General features: G+C 61.4%; 10 protein-coding genes. 3 read left to right on the top strand and 7 right to left on the bottom strand.

What is annotated here, in order from left to right; all coding sequences use genetic code 11:
• Positions 1-12: 12 nt before the first annotated feature.
• The 3 genes from pyrC to uvrA form a co-directional block, all read right to left on the bottom strand.
• Positions 13-1,065 carry a dihydroorotase gene (gene pyrC, locus G7048_RS14680; protein WP_166068852.1) on the bottom strand — a complete coding sequence of 351 codons (1,053 nt, stop codon included), beginning with the start codon at positions 1,063-1,065 and terminating at the stop codon, positions 13-15.
• 26 nt (positions 1,066-1,091) lie between these two features.
• A complete protein-coding gene (locus tag G7048_RS14675; RefSeq protein WP_166068851.1) occupies positions 1,092-1,847 on the bottom strand; it encodes a sulfite exporter TauE/SafE family protein in 756 nt (251 codons plus the stop codon).
• A gap of 497 nt (positions 1,848-2,344) precedes the next feature.
• Positions 2,345-8,146 carry an excinuclease ABC subunit UvrA gene (gene uvrA / locus G7048_RS14670; protein ID WP_166068850.1) on the bottom strand — a complete coding sequence of 1,934 codons (5,802 nt, stop codon included), beginning with the start codon at positions 8,144-8,146 and terminating at the stop codon, positions 2,345-2,347.
• 313 nt (positions 8,147-8,459) lie between these two features.
• Here uvrA and G7048_RS14665 point away from each other — a divergent pair, with 313 nt between their 5' ends.
• From G7048_RS14665 to G7048_RS14655, 3 genes are all read left to right on the top strand, one after another.
• Complete coding sequence (locus G7048_RS14665; protein ID WP_166068849.1) at positions 8,460-9,575, top strand: ABC transporter substrate-binding protein; 1,116 nt, start codon at positions 8,460-8,462, stop codon at positions 9,573-9,575.
• Between the two features lie 185 nt (positions 9,576-9,760).
• Positions 9,761-10,900 carry an ABC transporter substrate-binding protein gene (locus G7048_RS14660; RefSeq protein ID WP_166068848.1) on the top strand — a complete coding sequence of 380 codons (1,140 nt, stop codon included), beginning with the start codon at positions 9,761-9,763 and terminating at the stop codon, positions 10,898-10,900.
• A 176-nt stretch (positions 10,901-11,076) separates the two neighbouring features.
• The gene (locus tag G7048_RS14655) at positions 11,077-12,213 is read left to right on the top strand and encodes an ABC transporter substrate-binding protein (protein WP_371747543.1); all 1,137 of its coding nucleotides are present in this window, start codon (positions 11,077-11,079) and stop codon (positions 12,211-12,213) included.
• A 176-nt stretch (positions 12,214-12,389) separates the two neighbouring features.
• On the opposite strand, the gene G7048_RS14650 is transcribed toward G7048_RS14655, so the two are convergent.
• The 4 genes from G7048_RS14650 to G7048_RS14635 all read right to left on the bottom strand — a co-directional run bounded on the left by G7048_RS14650 (position 12,390) and on the right by G7048_RS14635 (position 17,536).
• The gene (locus G7048_RS14650; RefSeq protein WP_166068847.1) at positions 12,390-12,533 is read right to left on the bottom strand and encodes a hypothetical protein; all 144 of its coding nucleotides are present in this window, start codon (positions 12,531-12,533) and stop codon (positions 12,390-12,392) included.
• Between the two features lie 145 nt (positions 12,534-12,678).
• Complete coding sequence (locus tag G7048_RS14645) at positions 12,679-13,680, bottom strand: porin (protein ID WP_166068846.1); 1,002 nt, start codon at positions 13,678-13,680, stop codon at positions 12,679-12,681.
• Between the two features lie 248 nt (positions 13,681-13,928).
• Positions 13,929-15,623 (bottom strand): MFS transporter, encoded by a 1,695-nt coding sequence (locus G7048_RS14640; protein WP_166068845.1) that lies wholly within the window; start codon positions 15,621-15,623, stop codon positions 13,929-13,931.
• A 404-nt stretch (positions 15,624-16,027) separates the two neighbouring features.
• Complete coding sequence (locus G7048_RS14635; RefSeq protein WP_166068844.1) at positions 16,028-17,536, bottom strand: hypothetical protein; 1,509 nt, start codon at positions 17,534-17,536, stop codon at positions 16,028-16,030.
• Positions 17,537-17,590 lie beyond the last annotated feature (54 nt).

Here is a 17,590-nt window from a genome sequence, read left to right as displayed (position 1 = left end):
CAAGCAGATGGATCAGGCGACCAGCTTCCATGGCAGTGCTTCACCGGCACGCAGCGGCTTGAGTTCCGCTTCGCCAAACGCAAAGCTGGCAGGCGGCGTCCACGATTCGCGGCGCAGCGTGACCGTGCCCTGGTTGCGCGGCAGGTTGTAGAAGTCCGGACCGTTGAAGCTGGCAAAGGCTTCGAGCTTGTCGAGCGCGCCCGCGTTGTCGAAGGCTTCGGCATACATCTCGATGGCGGCGTGCGCGGTGTAGCAACCGGCGCAGCCCGTGGCGTGTTCCTTCAGGTGCGCGGGGTGCGGTGCGCTGTCGGTGCCGAGGAAGAATTTGTCGCTGCCGCTGGTGGCCGCTTCGACCAGCGCCAGGCGGTGCGTTTCGCGCTTCAAGACCGGCAGGCAGTAGTAGTGCGGACGAATGCCGCCGGTGAAGATGGCGTTGCGGTTGTACAGCAGGTGGTGCGCGGTGATGGTGGCCGCGGTGAACTTGTCGGCGGACTTCACGTACTCCGCCGCGTCCTTGGTGGTGATGTGCTCGAAGACGATCTTCAGCTCGGGGAAATCGCGGCGCAGCGGGATCAGTTGCTGGTCGATGAACACGGCTTCGCGGTCGAACAGGTCGATGTCGCTGCTGGTCACTTCACCGTGCACCAGCAGCAGAATGCCGGCCTTCTGCATGGCTTCGAGCGTCTTGTAGGTCTTGCGCATGTCGGTCACGCCGGCATCGCTGTTGGTCGTGGCACCGGCGGGATAGAGCTTGAGCGCAACCACGCCCGCATCCTTGGCACGCACGATTTCCTCGGGCGCGAGGTTGTCGGTGAGGTACAGCGACATCAGCGGCTCGAACTGCACGCCCTCGGGCACGGCGGCCAGAATGCGCTGCTTGTAGGCCAGCGCCTGCTCGGCGGTGGTCACGGGCGGGCGCAGATTGGGCATGATCAGCGCGCGGCCGAATTGCGCGGCGGTGTGCGGCACCACGGTGCGCAGCGGCTCGCCGTCGCGCACGTGCAGGTGCCAGTCGTCCGGGCGGGTGATCGTGAGGGTATCGATGGGGGTGGAGGCAGCGTTCATGGCGCTATTTTCGCATTGCCTTCGTGTCAGCCGGCACCGCGCAGCAGTTGCGGCACCGACGAGGCCAGCATCGCCACGCCCGACAAGGTGAGCAGCCCCAGCACAATCTGGCGGAAAGCCGCCTCGCTGATCCCCGCATAGACGCGCATTCCCAGCAAGGTGGGCACCAGCATGGCAGGGGCCACCACGGCAAACAGCGGCAGCACGTCGCGCGTGACCATGCCCGTAGCGAGGTAGGTGCACATCGTCACGAACAGCATGGAAAAGTTGAAATTCTGGATCACCGCGCGCTGGGTGTCCTTGGGGTAGCCGCGCAGCGTGCACCACAGCGTGGGCAGCGTGCCGGTGAACCCGCCGATGCCGCCAAGCACCCCGCCGCCAAGACCGACGACACCATCCAGAAACCGGCCACCCACCGTGATTCTGGGCAGATGCCTGGCCGCCAGCATGGCCGGGCACCAGAGCACCAGAAACAGGCCGAACCCGAACTTGAACCACAGCATGTTCAGCATCGGCAACAGCCACACGCCGATCGGAATGCCGCACAGACCGCCCACGACGAAAGGCAACAACTGCGCCCAATGAAACGCGCGCCGCATGCGGAAGGCGGCCAAGGTCTGCCCGAGCAGCGAGCCGAACACCACTAGCGTTGCCGCAATGCGCGGCTCCAGCGACCACGCCCAGAACGACATGGCCACCATGCCGAAGGCAAAGCCCGACAGTCCCTGCACAAATCCGGCAACAGCCGCGCCGATGGCGACGATCAGCAAAACGGAATCCATGACGAAGCGCTCCTTCATTGAAGTCGCCATCATTGTCAGCGCAGCGTGCCCCCTGCGGCCTCCACCTGCTCGCGCCAGACGGAATCCAGCACGAAAGGCAGCGCAAACGGCAGCGCCCAGAAAAAATCCCCGGCCATATTGCTATGGCCGGGGAGCAAGTCCCCACAGAGGGGGCGAGGGGTTCCTACGATCGATTGCGCCTTCGGTGCTTGCTTGTGATTCTGCTTGAACGGCTTTTGCGGCCTGTCAGCCAACATCCCGAGTCATTGCAAGAATATAGTCAAAAGCAATCAACGAAAGTCAGTGATACCAATATACAAGGAATTTGTGAGATTTGTCACCGCGCGCTGGTGACAACATCAGTGCGCCACCAAAAAATTAACAAAAATTCACAAGCGCTCACGATTCACCGAATCCCATTCACCACGATGGTGCGAAAAAAATCCCGAGGAGCCGCAGCCACTCGGGATTTTTGACAGTGAGCCCCTACTGAATGATCAGCGCTTGAGCACCGGCCCCAGCGCCTTGCCGGTATGCGTGCCGATGCGCACCAGTTCTTCCGGCGTGGCCGCCGCGACGATCAGGCCGCCTTCCTTGCCGCCTTCGGGCCCGAGGTCGATGATCCAGTCGGCCTCGGCGATCACGTCAAGATCGTGCTCGATCACCACCACGCTGTGGCCGCCGTCCACCAGACGATGCAGCACGCGGATGAGCTTGTGCACGTCGGCCATGTGCAGGCCCACGGTCGGCTCGTCGAGCACATACAGCGTGTGCGGTGCCTTCTGCCCACGGCGGCCGACTTCGTCGCGCACCTTCGTGAGTTCAGTGACGAGCTTGATGCGCTGCGCCTCGCCGCCCGAGAGCGTGGGCGATGGCTGACCCAGCGTGAGATAGCCCAGCCCCACGTCCTTGAGCAGTTGCAGCGGATGCGCAATGCTCGGCATGCTCGCGAAGAACTCGACGGCCTCGTCCACCTCCATCTGCAGCACATCGCCAATGCTCTTGCCGCGCCAGGTGACGGCCAGCGTTTCGGGATTGAAACGCGCGCCATGGCAGACCTCGCAAGGCACCTTCACGTCGGGCAGAAAGCTCATCTCGATGGTGCGCACGCCCTGCCCTTCGCAGGCGGGGCAGCGGCCTTCGCCGGTGTTGAACGAGAAGCGGCCCGGCGCATAGCCACGCGCCTTGGCTTCCAGCGTTTCGGCAAACAGCTTGCGGATCGTGTCCCAGAAGCCGATGTAGGTCGCGGGGCAGGAACGCGGAGTCTTGCCGATGGGCGTCTGGTCCACTTCAAGCACGCGATCCACGGTCTCGAAGCCCGACAGACCCTTGCAGCCGATCAGCGCAGGAGCGTTGCCCGCATCCATCGCATCGCGGCCCGCCTTGGTCGAACGCTGACTCACCCATGCCGCCACGTTGGTGAGCAGCACATCGCGCGCCAATGTGGACTTGCCTGAGCCCGACACACCCGTCACCGCCACCAGACGATTGAGCGGCACATGCGCGGTCACGCCACGCAGGTTGTGCATCTGCGCATCGAGCACGGTCAGCCAATGCTCGGGCACGCGCGCATCCTTCTTCGCCGCGTCCACCACATCGCGACGCGCTTGCAGCGGATGCTTCATCGCGTGCAGCAGGTACTTGCCAGTCTGCGAATCCGCCGCCGCTTCGATGTCCTTGACTGTGCCTTGCGCGACCAGCTTGCCACCGCGCTTGCCCGCGCTCGGGCCGATGTCGATGATGTGATCGGCACGGCGAATCGTGTCTTCGTCGTGCTCCACCACCACCAGCGTATTGCCCTTGTCGCCCAGCTTGTGCAGGGCATTCAGCAGAATCTGGTTGTCGCGCGCATGCAGGCCAATCGTCGGTTCGTCGAGCACGTAGCAGACGCCCTGCAGATTGCTGCCGAGCTGCGCGGCCAAGCGAATGCGCTGTGCCTCGCCGCCGCTCAAGGTCGGCGCGCCACGGTCCAGTGTGAGGTACGACAGACCCACTTCTTCGAGGAATTCCAGACGGCTCTGAATCTCGGGAATCAGATCGCGCGCGATCTCGGATTCGCGACCCGACAGTTCCAGCCCCTGAATCCATTCGCGCACCTCGGACACAGAAAGGCGCGCCACATCGGTGATCGGCGTGTCCGCAAACAGCACGGCGCGCGCGATGCGATTCAGGCGCGAGCCTTCACAGCCTGGGCAGACGGCATCGGTCACGTCGTCCGCGTTCGGCTCCTCGAAGGTCTGCTCGCGGCCACGGTTGTCCTCGCCCTGCACGGAGTCGTCGAACACCTTGCGCTGCTCCTTGGTCAGCTTCACGCCCGTGCCCACGCAATCGGGGCACCAGCCGTGCTTGCTGTTGTACGAGAACAGACGCGGATCGAGTTCCGCATAACTCGTCGCACACACCGGACAGGCGCGCTTGGTGGAAAACACCTGCAGCTTGCCAATGTGGGCTGTCGGTTCACCGAGCTTCAGTGCACTCTCCAGCCCATCAAGATCGCTGAGCACATGCACCACGCCCTTGCCGTGTTCAAGGGCCTGCTTCAACGCATCGCGCAACGTGCCTTCGTGCTGCGGCGACACGGTGATGCTCGCCACCGGCAGCTCGATCGTGTGTTCCTTGAAGCGGTCGATGCGCGGGAATCCCGTTGTCGGCAGAAAGTTGCCATCCACACGCAGATGCGTGTAGCCACGCGGACGCGCCCAATCGGCCAGCTCCGTGTACACGCCCTTGCGGTTCATCACCAGCGGCGCCATCAGGCCGATGTGCTGCCCCTTGAAGTTCGTGAGCAACTGCGCGGCGATGCTGTCCGCCGTCTGCGGCTGCACGGCGGCACCGTCCTTGGTGCAATGCTGCACGCCGAGCTTCACATACAGCAGACGCAGAAAATGCCAGACCTCGGTCGTGGTGCCGACCGTGGACTTGCGACCGCCGCGCGACAGGCGCTGCTCGATGGCGACGGTCGGCGGAATGCCGTAGACCGCATCCACTTCAGGACGCCCCGCAGGCTGCACGATGCTGCGCGCGTAGGCGTTCAGCGATTCGAGATAACGGCGTTGGCCTTCGTTGAAAAGAATGTCGAACGCGAGCGTCGATTTGCCCGAGCCGGACACGCCCGTCACCACATTGAACTTGCCGCGCGGAATGTCCACGCTCAGGTGCTTGAGGTTGTGCTCCTTGGCGTTGACGATCTCGATGGCGTTCTTCGCTGCGGGCTTGTGGCCTTCCAGCGCGCGCTTTTCACGGCGCAGCGTGGCCTGCTTTTCATGCACGGAATGACCGCTCTCGCCCAGCGATTCTTCGTACTCGCGCAGCGCCGCAGCGGTGTACGACTTCATGTCGTGGCGCAGCGTTTCTGGCGCGCCTTGCGCAATCACCAGACCGCCCGCATCACCACCTTCCGGCCCCAGATCGACGATCCAGTCGCTTGCGCGAATCACGTCGAGGTTGTGCTCGATGATGATCAGCGAATGCCCCGCATCGAGCAGCTTGCGCAACGCGCGCATGAGCTTGGCGATGTCGTCGAAATGCAGACCCGTCGTCGGTTCATCGAACAGGAACAGCGTGCCTTTCTTGGCGACTGGCTGCTTGCTGGAACTGCCGTTCTTCGCGGCTTCGGCCAAGAATCCCGCCAGCTTCAAACGCTGCGCTTCGCCGCCCGACAACGTGGGCACAGGCTGGCCGAGCTTCACATATTCCAGCCCCACATCGACGATGGGTTGCAGCGCGCGAATCACATCGCGGTCCTTCGCGAACGCGGCAGCCGCTTCGCTCACCGTGAGTTCGAGCACATCGGCCACGCTGAACATGCGGCCCGCGCGCTCGATCTTCACTTCGAGAATTTCGGGACGATAACGGCGGCCGTCGCAATCGGGGCAGCGCAGATACACGTCCGACAGGAACTGCATCTCCACATGCTCGAAGCCCGATCCGCCGCAGGTCGGGCAACGGCCATCGCCCGCGTTGAAGCTGAACTTCGCAGCGGTGTAGCCGCGCTCGCGCGACAACGGCGCATTCGCAAAAATCTCGCGGATCCAATCCCACGCGCCCACATAGCTCACCGGGTTGGAACGCGCGGTCTTGCCGATGGGCGATTGATCGACGAACACCACATCGGAGAGATGGTCCGAGCCCAGCAGACGGTCATGCGCGCCCGGCGATTCCGTGGCCTTGCCGAACTGGCGCAGCAGAGCGGGCGCGAGCACGTCCTGAATCAGCGTGGACTTGCCCGAGCCGGAAACGCCGGTCACGGTGACCAGGCGCTGCAGCGGAAACTCCACCGTCACGTTCTGCAGATTGTGTTCGCGCGCGCCTTCGAGAATCAGGCGCGGCGTGGAGTCGGTCACCAAGCGCTTGATGCCGGAGCTGATCGTCTTGCGACCGCCCAAGTACACGCCGGTCAGCGTGTCGGCCTTGCGCAGTTCGCCGACCGTGCCATCGAACACGATCTCGCCGCCGCGCTCACCGGGCGCGGGGCCCATGTCGATCACGCGGTCTGCCGCCAGCATCACGGCGGGGTCGTGTTCGACCACCACCAGCGTGTTGCCCGCATCGCGCAGACGCAGCATGGCCTCGGTGATGCGATGCATGTCGCGCGGATGCAGGCCGATGCTGGGTTCGTCGAGCACGAACAACGTATTCACCAGCGATGTGCCGAGCGCGGTCGTCAGGTTGATGCGCTGCACTTCGCCGCCGCTCAGCGTGCGGCTTTGGCGGTCGAGCGTGAGGTAGCCGATGCCCACGTCGCACAGGTATTTGAGACGCGTGGAAATCTCTTCATGCAGCAGTCGCAGCGCTTGCGCTTCGCCGCTGTCCACCTCGATCACACTGTGCTCGGGCAGATCACTTTTCTTCAACTCACCGGACTTGGCCCAGCCGACGATGCGATGCGCGGCGCTCGCGCCGATGCGGTCGAAGAACACGCGCAGCCGGTCGATGGGCAACAGCATCAGATCATGCAGGCAGAGCCCCGGCAGCGCTTCGAGCTGTTCGCGCGTCCAGTCCACGCCCTGCGGCAGAAAGCGCTTGGCGGGAGCGATCACGGCATCCGCGTCGTCCTTGCTGCCGATGCGCCATTGCAGGCTCTCGGTCTTGAGGCGCGCGCCTGCGCACACGGGGCATGGCGTATAGCTGCGGTACTTGGACAGCAGCACGCGGATGTGCATCTTGTACGCCTTGCTCTCCAGATATTCGAAAAAGCGGCGAATGCCATACCACTGCTTGTTCCAGTTGCCGTCCTTGTAGCCGGGTGTGCCGTCGATCACCCATTTCTTCTGCTCGTCGGTGAGTTTGTACCAGGCCGTGTCGCGCGGAATGCCCGCGGCTTCGGCGTGGCGCATCAGATCGTCCTGCGCCTCTTTCCAGGCGGGCGTCTGAATCGTCTTGATCGCACCGGCACGCAGCGTGAGCCGGTCGTTGGGAATCACCAGACCGTAATCGACACCGATCACGCGGCCAAAGCCTCGGCAGGTGTCGCACGCGCCCACGGCCGAGTTGAACGAGAACATCGACGGAATCGGCTCGCTGTAGCGCAGATCGCTGTCGGGGCAATGCAGTCCCGTGGAGAAGCGCCAGAGATCGGGCTCGCCTTCGTCGTTCAGCTTGTAGACGATGAGCTTGCCGCTGCCGCGCTTCAGGCCGACTTCAATCGCCTCGATCACGCGCGCACGTTCGGCATTGCCCAGACGGAAACGGTCAGCCACCACATCGAGCAGCTTGCGCGGGCCGGTGGGCGTGGCCACTTCGCGCTCGGCCTGCACCTTGGTGAAACCGCTGGCCGACAGCCATTGCTCGACCTGCTCGGCCGACGTGCCTGCGGGCAGCTCGACCGGAAAGGTGATGACGATGCGCGGATCGTTTTCGGCCTCGCAACGCGCCTTCAATTCGGCGTAGATCGAATCGGGCGAATCGTGGCGCACGGGCTGCGCGGTCACGCGGTCGAACAGCTGACCGGCGCGCGCGAACATCAGCTTCAGATGGTCGTTGATTTCGGTCATCGTGCCCACGGTGGAGCGCGACGAACGCACGGGGTTGGTCTGGTCGATCGCAATCGCAGGCGGAACGCCTTCCACCTTGTCGACCGCCGGCTTGTCCATGCGGTCGAGAAACTGGCGCGCGTAGGCGCTGAACGTCTCCACGTAGCGGCGCTGGCCTTCCGCGTACAGGGTGTCGAACACCAGGCTGGACTTGCCCGAGCCGCTTGGGCCCGTGACGACGGTCAACTCGCCAGTCTGGATGTCTACATCGAGGTTCTTGAGGTTGTGCTGTCTGGCTCCGTGGATACGGATCAATCCCTGTGTCATGAGCGCCATCTCTCCTAAGTGAGGCGGAACATTCTAGGCGGCGGGCTTGACCTGCGTCGGGTCAGGTCATTGCACCAACTTTCCACAACATCTCCGTGCTTGTACCTATACGCACATCTTCTTGCGTCAAAACAAAGTAAGTGGCTACCCCGACAAACACCACTTGTCACACAGTTTGCAATAGTTAATAGTTCGTCACTCGCCAACAAAATGGCATTTGCGCTACCGCAAAAATTACATTCAAAAGCGATGCTGGCGTGCCTTCACGGCAAATACGCGGACGCAAGAAAAATTTCAACCATTGGAGATGAGCATGAAGAGCTGGAGCAAGGCCGCAGCATGGGCTGCGTTCGCCTTAGGGATGGGTGCGAGCGCCGCACAGGCGCAGATCGTGATCGGGCAGACGGCGGGTTTCAGCGGCGTCGTGGCCGCAGGCGTGCAGGAAACGACGGACGGCGCCAAGCTGTACCTCGACAGCGTCAATGCACGCGGCGGCGTGAACGGACAGAAGATCGAACTGCTGTCCATGGACGACAAGTTCGATCCCAAGCTCGCTGGTGAAAACGCACGCACGCTGATCGAGGAAAAGCACGTGACCGCCATGTTCCTCACGCGCGGCACGCCGCACAACGAAGCCATCGTGCCGCATCTGAACAAACACGGTGTGGCGCTGATTGCACCGTCCACCGGCGCGATGGTGCTGCACAAGCCGCTGCAGAAGAACGTCTTCAATGTGCGCGCCACCTACCAGCGCGAAGCCGAAAAGGCGATCACGCATCTGGCATCGCTCGGCATCAGCCGCATCGGCGTGATCGCGACCGATGACAGCTTTGGCGCTGATGGCCTCGCTGGTGCCAAGCGTGGCTTCGAGCTTTCGAAGATGACACCCGTGGTGCTCGAAAAAGTGGACCGCGCCAAGCCCGAATTCGGCCCCATCGCCGCGAAGATCGCTCAGGCAAACGCACAGGCCGTGCTGATTCTGGCTTCGGGCAACACCGTGGTCGATGGCTACAACGCCTATCGCAAGGCCGGATCGGGCGCACAGCTCGTGACCCTGTCCAACAACGCCTCGTCCGGCTTTGTGAAAAGCCTGGGCGAAAACGCACGCGGCGTGATCGTCACGCAGGTGTTCCCGAGCGAGCGCGCAGGCAATTCGCCGCTGGTTCGCGAGGCACTCGATCTGGCCAAAGCCAAGGGCAAGGAAGTCAGCCCCGCGATGCTCGAAGGCTACGCCGCCGCCAAGGTGCTCGTCGAAGCCCTGCGCCGCGCAGGCCCCAAGCCCACGCGCGACAAGATCGGCCCTGCGCTGGAGTCCATGCAGAAGTTCGACATCGGCGGACTGGAAGTGAGCTACTCCGCAGACGACCACACCGGACTGGACTTCGCAGATCTGTCCATCGTCGGCACGGATGGGAAATTCCGCCGTTGATCGCAAATGCGTCAACGGGATGACAAAGAATGTGGGCAAGGGCACACATACGTGTCAATTGGTGTTTTTATATCAATAGTTGCTTCTAAGGTTAACGCTTTGTTCGGAACGGATCACTGAATAATCAACCCCCTTGGGGTCGCGCTCACTTACTCCGTGCGGCCCCACCAACAAGGGGTTGACTCATGATTCATAGCAAGCGTCGGCATGCCATGGCTGCGATGGCGGCCGGTCTTTTGTTCTCCAGCTTGCCAAGCATCGCGCAGGCCCAGTCGCAGCCGATTCTGATCGGCCAGACCGTTGGCGTGACCGGCTCTGCCGCCGCGACCGTCAAGGAATCCATGCAGGGCGCGGAGCTGTATTTCAACCACGTCAATGCGCAAGGCGGCATCGCCGGCAAGAAGATCGAAGTCGTCACGCTTGATGACAAGTTTGACCCCAAGCTCACGCTCGACAACGCGCGCACGCTGATCGAAGAAAAGCATGTCACCGCGCTCTTCATGCCGCGCGGCACGCCGCACACGCAGGATTTGATTCCGCTGCTCGACAGGTACGGCGTGCCACTGGTCGGCCCGTCCACAGGCGCGATGACACTGCACCAACCCGTGCCCAAGAACATCTTCCATGTGCGCGCCACCTACCAGCGCGAAGTGGAAATGGCCATCGACCACATGGTGAGCCAGGGCCAGTCGCGCTTTGCCGTGCTGCATGTGGATGACACCTTCGGGCAGGACGGCCTCGCCGGTGCGCAAAAGGGCTTCGCGACGCACAAGCTGGAGCCCACCGCCATCGAGACCTTCAACCGCAGCAAGCCTGACTTCTCGGCCAGCGCGCCACGCATTCTGGCGAGCAAGGCGCAGGTGACCTTCGTGATCGGCACAGGCTCTGCCGTGGTCGATGGCATCGTCGCACTGCGCAACGCGGGCTACGGCGGGCAGATCATCACGCTGTCCAACAACGCCTCTGGCGGCTTCGTGAAGGCGCTGGGCGACAAGGCACGCGGCATCATCGTCACGCAGGTGTTCCCGTCCGAGCGCTCCATGGCCTATCCGCTGATCCAGGAGCTGCAACGCGTGGCCAAATCGCAGGGCGTGACCGACACGTCGCCCGCCATGGTCGAAGGCTTTGCGAGCGCCAAGGTGCTCGTGGAAGGCCTGCGTCGCGCGGCCCCCAACATCGACCGCGCCAGGCTGCATGGCGCGCTGGAGAGCATGAGCAAGTACGACATCGGCGGTCTCGAACTCTCCTACGGTCCCAGCGACCACACGGGGATGAACTTCGCCGACCTGTCCATCATCGGCACGGATGGCAAGTTCCGCCGCTGAAGGTTTTCAAGCGTCGTGCGCCTGACCGCGCACGCCTCCCCTGCACCGGGGTACTCGAAAACCCCACGTCCGTTTTGACGATACGTACGTAGTGCGCCGCCCCAATAATCGCGGCGGGTCGCATTCATACGCATCACACAACTCAAGCGACCCACTCACAAAAGAGGGGACGCCATATGTATCGCTGCAAGCGCCTGTCCGCCATGGTTGTTGCCATGGCCGCAGGCTTTTTTTTCGCGGGTGTGCCCGCCACCACGCAGGCCCAGAACATCCGCATCGGGCAGACCACCGGCATCACCGGCTCAGCCGCCGCGACGGTCAAGGAGTCCATGCAAGGCGCGGCGCTGTACTTCCATCAGGTCAATGCGCAGGGCGGCATCGCAGGGCGGAAGATCGAGCTCATCACGCTCGATGACAAGTTCGATCCCGCGTTGACGCTGGAGAACGCCTACGTGCTCATCGAAGAGAAAAAAGTGGTTGCGCTCTTCATGCCCACCGGCACGCCCAACACGCAGCTGCTGGTGCCGACGCTCGACAAGTTCAGCATTCCGCTGGTCGGCCCCACAACGGGCGCGATGGTGCTGCACCGTCCGGTGGCGACGAATCTCTTTCACGTTCGTGCGCCCTATCAGCGCGAGGTGGAAATGGCCATCGGTCATCTGGTGCGTCAGGGCTCGACGCGCATCGGCGTGCTGCATGTCGATGACACCTCGGGCGACGATGGACTTGCCGGTGCGATGAAAGGCTTCAAGCAGAACCAGCTGGAGCCGCTGTTCATCGAAACCTTCGACCGCAACAAGCCGGATTTCTCGGCCAGCGCGCCGCGCATCATGGGCAAGCAACCGCAGGCGGTGATCGTGATCGGCTCGGGATCGCCCGCCGTCGAGGCCATTCTCGCGCTGCGCAAGGTGGGCTACGGCAGCCACATCGTCACGCTGTCCAACAACGCGTCCAGCGGCTTCATCAAGGCGCTGGGCGACAAGGCGCGCGGCATCATCGTCACGCAGGTGTTTCCGTCGGAGCGCTCGACCGCCAAGCCGCTGATCCAGGAAATGCAGCTCGCGGCCCGCGCGCAGAACGTCACCGGCATCTCCCCCGCCATGGTGGAGGGTTATGCGAGTGCCAAGGTGCTGGTCGAAGGACTGCGCCGCGCCGCGCCCAACATCGACCGCACCCATCTGCATGATGCACTGGAGAGCATCCGCCAGTACGACCTCGGCGGCATGGAGCTGAACTACAGCAGCACCAACCATTCGGGCCTCGAATACACCGAGCTGTCCATCATCGGACCGAATGGGCGCTTTCAACGCTGAAGCACTCCCACCACAGAAAACAAGAAGCCCGCAAGCTGCATAGGCTTGCGGGCTTCTTTCTTTGCATCGATCGGTGGGCGGCTTCGGTATCAGACAGAAGCCCCGAGCGCTTCACCAGCCCCCACCAGGAAAACCGGCTGTGTGCTCATCCGACGCCAAGCACATCCGCATGTGCCTTACTTGCTGGCCGCTGGCTCGGGCGCATGGGTGGTTTCCGAACCATGCTTTTCACCACTCATGTCGACCTGATCGCCCATCTTGGAGATCACAAACAGCGCAACCGCCGCAAACACCACAAAACCTACAACCAGCTTCCACATATGCCTTATCTCCTGAATGATTGGAACGAGAGAGTCGGCCAATAAAAAAGCCTCACGAAAAATCGTGAGGCCAGTTTGAAACCTGACCCGGATGCCATTGCATCAGGCCAGGATTGCAGGCAGCTTACGCCACCTGTTCTTTTTATTAGAAATTGTGGCGAACGCCGACGGCGAACGAGCTGAAGTCAGCACCGGCAGCGCCGGACATGTAGGAAGCGCCGTCCTTGTTGTCAACCTTCGTGTAGAAAGCGTAGACCTTGGTGCGCTTGCTCAGGTTGTAGTTGTAGCCCAGTGTGTACTGCAGAGCTTGCGATTCGGCGATGTTCTTCATCTTGCCAGCGCGGCCGACGTTCAGGTGGAACTCGTTTGCACCCAGCAGGTAAGCGCCGGACAGACGGTAAGCGGTACGGCTGCCACCTGCGTTGGAGGACACTTGGTCAAAGCCCCAGTTCTTGCTGCGCTGCACGTATGCGCCCACCAGGAATTGCGAACCGATCTTGTACAGGCCGCGAACAGCGAACTGGTTCGATTGGTCGAACTTGGTTGCACCCAGACCCAGAGCCAGAGGACCACCTTCGTAGTTGGCGGCCAAGTCATACACGTTCTTCTTGCCGTACTTGGCAGTGTTCTTTTCGTTCAGGCCAGTGCCCAGTTCAACGTCGAAACCACCGAATGTCGGAGTCTTGTAGCTCACGCCATTGGAGTTGGTTGCCACGTCGTTCATCACGTAGGCGTAGAACGCGTCTGCGGATGTACCGGTGTCGTGGTTGTGCATGCTGATGTAATCAGCAGTGGCGAAGTACGAAGGAGCAGTCCAGCGGCCCAGACGCACTTGACCGAAGTTACCACCCAGGTTCACTTCGCTTTGACGAGCAAAGAAACCACGGCCATCGGACGTGCCGGTGTCGGAGTTGAAACCGGATTCCAGAACGAAACCAGCCTTCAGGCCACCGCCCAGATCTTCCGTGCCACGGAAGCCGAAACGCGAAGCGTTGTTCTGCATCACGGTGGCGCTCACATCGCCCACCTTCTGGCGCTCGACGGAGGTGTTCACACGACCGTAAACGGTAACGCTGCTTTGAGCGAAAGCGGCAGAAGTGCTCAGCAGAGCCAGGGATGCGAGCAACAGACGGCTGGATGTTTGCATGTTGATTCCTTGAAGGTATGAGATCACCGTGGTGTGATCAATATGTAATTCGTTGAAAACGCTTGCTACACATTTGGTGAGTTTGAAACCCACTCGGATTGTGTTCAAACGTTAGTCAGTGCGTTGATTCTAGGGATAACTACTTGTCTAACATACAAAAAAGTCATTTGTTCGACCCTAAATGATGTATTGCCGCCACACTTTGTGGGTGTGGCGGCAATCGTCTAAGTGTTACCCCGAATCAAGGTTCAGTCGTTGGCGTAGATGTCCACATCCTTGGTTTCGCGGATGAACAGCGTGCCGATGATGAAGGTCATGCCTGCGATCACGATCGGATACCAGAGACCGTTGTACATGTTGCCGGTGGAGGCCACGATGGCGAACGCGGTGGTGGGCAGCAGACCGCCGAACCAGCCATTGCCGATGTGATACGGCAGCGACATGGAGGTGTAGCGGATGCGGGTCGGGAACATTTCCACCAGCATCGCGGCGATCGGGCCGTACACCATGGTCACCAGCAGCACGAGGTAGGCCAGGATGACGAGCATCATGATCTTGTTCATCTTCGCTGGATCCGCCTTGGCCGGATAACCGGCCAGCTTCAGATCTTCGACGACTTCCTTCTTGAACGCAGCGATGGCGGCCACGGTGGCTTCATCGAACTTGTGGTTCACCACCACGCCTTCGGGAGCGGTCACGGTCTTGTCGCCAATCTTCACGACAGCAGGAGAACCGGCAGGGCCAGGGGTGTTTTCATAGCTGACCGAGTTGGCCACCAGGAAACGCTTGGCGATGTCGCAGGAGCTCTTGAAGTCGATTTCGCGAGCCACTGGGTTGCCCTGGAACGAGCAGGTCTTGGGATCGGCAGTCACCGTGATGGCGGCAGTGGCCTGGGCCTTGGCCAGATCCGGGTTGGCAGCGTTGGTCAGCATCTTGAATGCCGGGAAGTAAGTCAGCACGGCCAGCAGGCAACCGATCATGATGATGGGCTTGCGGCCGATCTTGTCGGACAGCGTACCGAAGATCACGAAGAACGGTGTGCCGATCAACAGCGCGGCAGCGATCATCAGGTTGGCGGTGATCGCATCGACCTTGAGCTGTTGCGTCAGGAAGAACAGCGAGTAGAACTGGCCGGTGTACCAGACCACGGCTTGACCAGCCGTCAGACCGAACAGCGCCAGCAGCACGACCTTCAGGTTCTTCCATTGACCAAAGGATTCCGCCAGAGGTGCCTTGGAGGTCTTGCCTTCAGCCTTCATGCGCTGGAACGCAGGCGACTCGGACAGCGACAGACGAATCCACACCGAGATGCCCAGCAGCAGAATCGAGACCATGAACGGAATGCGCCAGCCCCAGGCATTGAACGCTTCTTCGCCCAGAGCGGTACGTGTGCCCAGAATCACCAGCAGCGACAGGAACAGGCCCAGCGTGGCAGTGGTTTGAATCCAGGAGGTGTAGGCACCGCGAGCGCCGTGAGGAGCGTGCTCGGCCACATAAGTAGCCGCACCGCCGTACTCACCGCCCAGCGCCAGACCCTGCAGCATGCGCAGAGCCACCAGGATGATCGGAGCCGCCACGCCGATGCTGGCGTAGGTGGGCAGGATACCGACGATGAACGTCGAGATACCCATGATCAGGATGGTCACGAGGAAGGTGTACTTGCGGCCGATCATGTCGCCCAGACGGCCGAACACGATGGCGCCGAACGGACGCACCAGGAAGCCCGCAGCAAAAGCCAGCAGCGCGAAGATGAACGCCGAGCCAGCGTCCAGACCGCTGAAGAACTGCTTGGCGATGATGGCCGCGAGCGACCCGTACAGATAGAAGTCGTACCACTCGAAAACGGTACCTAGCGAGGATGCGAAGATAACCTTCTTCTCTTCGCCGCTCATCGGCCGTGGCGCTGCCACTGCGGACGGCCGGGACGGTGCACTGCTGCTCATATTTGCTGTCTCCTGTCGTTGGAAAATTGAAATAATTCCCTCTGCGCTCTTGGCAGGTGAGCGGAATATCCTTTCAACAACTTTCCGAAAACTGACAGCGAAACTGACGCCAAAATTCCGGCGCTTACGGCGATCTGACAAACCCGGTAGCAACCCTTGGTTGACATTTCTCCATTTGAAATTTGAGCGGTTTTGTCACTCAAAAATCGCTTTGAGACGGGTTGGGAGGCTTGATTTGAGCCATCTGCCGCAGGGGAAATCCCTCGCTAGGACAAACCCGTGATTGGTCTTGGTGCAGACGATTTTTGGAACCGGACAAAGACGATACCCAGAAATGAAGGCAGTTGTTCAAGCCCCGCATCCGAAGCGCATTCGGAGTGCAGGGGAACACGCTGAAGCGAAATTCAGTTCTTGAGCAAGCGATGCGGCCAAGTCACGCCAAAGTTACCAGCGGTGCCGGGTGCGACGTTGGGATTGTTGGCGCTGACGAAGGCGCTTCCGATGACGGGAATCCGCACATTGCTGGATCGCGTGAGCCCCACTTTCGCCCAACCATCGGCACTAGGCCCTTCGCCTTGATTGATCGCGGTGCGCGCGGAAAGAACATCGGAGACTTCCAGCGGAGCCCCCCCTTGGTGAGGCCCCTTGAATGTGAGCACGCTGGTTACCCCGCAGAATACGGCAAGACGCAGCCCTCCAACGACAACAAGATCCTTTGGCGCATAGGACTCTCTATTCCTGGCAACAAACAACGGATCGACAAGGCACAGTGCATCGCCCGTGACTCTTGTCTTTTCCTTTGAAAAATGCTCACTCACGTCGGGATTGAAGACCGCCTTTTTGCTCGCGTCGGCTTCCGCATAATTGATCCCCACCGCAAACCGCCTCGTCGGCATGGACAAAAGCCAATCGGTTTTCGCCTGGATGACACTCGAAGTCCAATACTCATTGATCACTGACCTCGCTTCCAAGCCAGCGGCGATGGCGTTCACCTGCACCGCTGCCGAACTTGCCCCCACGTAATAAGGCGTGGACAAATCCGGCAAGTCGTACATGACGGGCCACACGATGGGGCGCTCGCCTGCAAACAAAGGATCGGCAGAAAACCGGCCCAGCCCCGGCATGCCATCGGATGTTTGCGGGAAATAGGCCAGGTTGCCCTTGGCTGGCACACCATCCTTACGCGCCTCCAGCGCCATGGCAGCGCCGCTCCATGACAACGCCTTTGGCACATTCATCAGCGTCCAATTGGCTGCCAACCCTGTGGTGGGCGGAGTGAGCCCATGCGCGGCGTAGGCGGCCACATCTGCCAGATCACGGTCCATCGCAGACCAGGAGGTATTCGCAGCCGTGTCAGCGCAAACGGATTTGCCATCCTTCAGCGCGATGAGCGGCGAAATGCCGGTCTGGCTGACCGGCACATCCGCCATGGTAATCACTTCGATATAGCCTTCGCGCGTGAAATTGGCACGTTGTGCATCCGTCACTTTGGGATCCAGACGCTCTGTCTGGAAAGGCGTGTCGTTGACCTTCGATTTCTCCGGCTTGGTGCAGCTACCATCCGTCGTGGTCAGGTAGGACCGCCCTTCGGCGTTCTGACTCACATTGGCCGTCCACATATCGCCGGGCGCCAAAAAGACATGCAGGTCATAGACGATGTCGGCATTCGGCACCCCACGAAACCGCAGCTTCACGGCCTTGCCGTTCGCATCATCGGTATTGATGAGCGACAGCAGCATTGCATTGCCACCCTGCGTGGTGAAATACGGCACGATCAGCATATGGCCGACACCGGACTCGCTGACCTTCAGAGAATCCGCCTCAGCCCCCGCAGGTGTCTGAATGGCCTGCGCCCCACCACTTGCCAGAGCCAGCAGCGACGCCGCATACAGACCCACGATCTTTCCACGCATACGCACGCTCCCAATCGTTGGATGGCAAAGCGCTGTTTGCTGATGCCAGCCGGT

This window comes from Diaphorobacter sp. HDW4B (assembly GCF_011305535.1).
Lineage (GTDB): Bacteria > Pseudomonadota > Gammaproteobacteria > Burkholderiales > Burkholderiaceae_C > Diaphorobacter_A.
The sequence above is the reverse complement of the archived record's forward strand: the minus strand, read 5'-3'. Positions and strand labels throughout refer to the sequence as shown.

Coding starts and splice junctions, on each gene's coding strand:
- uvrA (WP_166068850.1), bottom strand. CDS start 8,146: ATGACACAGGGATTGATCCGTATCCACGGAGCCAGACAGCACAACCTC.
- G7048_RS14660 (WP_166068848.1), top strand. CDS start 9,761: ATGATTCATAGCAAGCGTCGGCATGCCATGGCTGCGATGGCGGCCGGT.
- G7048_RS14635 (WP_166068844.1), bottom strand. CDS start 17,536: ATGCGTGGAAAGATCGTGGGTCTGTATGCGGCGTCGCTGCTGGCTCTG.
- G7048_RS14655 (WP_371747543.1), top strand. CDS start 11,077: ATGTATCGCTGCAAGCGCCTGTCCGCCATGGTTGTTGCCATGGCCGCA.
- G7048_RS14640 (WP_166068845.1), bottom strand. CDS start 15,623: ATGAGCAGCAGTGCACCGTCCCGGCCGTCCGCAGTGGCAGCGCCACGG.
- G7048_RS14645 (WP_166068846.1), bottom strand. CDS start 13,680: ATGCAAACATCCAGCCGTCTGTTGCTCGCATCCCTGGCTCTGCTGAGC.
- G7048_RS14675 (WP_166068851.1), bottom strand. CDS start 1,847: ATGGATTCCGTTTTGCTGATCGTCGCCATCGGCGCGGCTGTTGCCGGA.
- G7048_RS14650 (WP_166068847.1), bottom strand. CDS start 12,533: ATGTGGAAGCTGGTTGTAGGTTTTGTGGTGTTTGCGGCGGTTGCGCTG.
- pyrC (WP_166068852.1), bottom strand. CDS start 1,065: ATGAACGCTGCCTCCACCCCCATCGATACCCTCACGATCACCCGCCCG.
- G7048_RS14665 (WP_166068849.1), top strand. CDS start 8,460: ATGAAGAGCTGGAGCAAGGCCGCAGCATGGGCTGCGTTCGCCTTAGGG.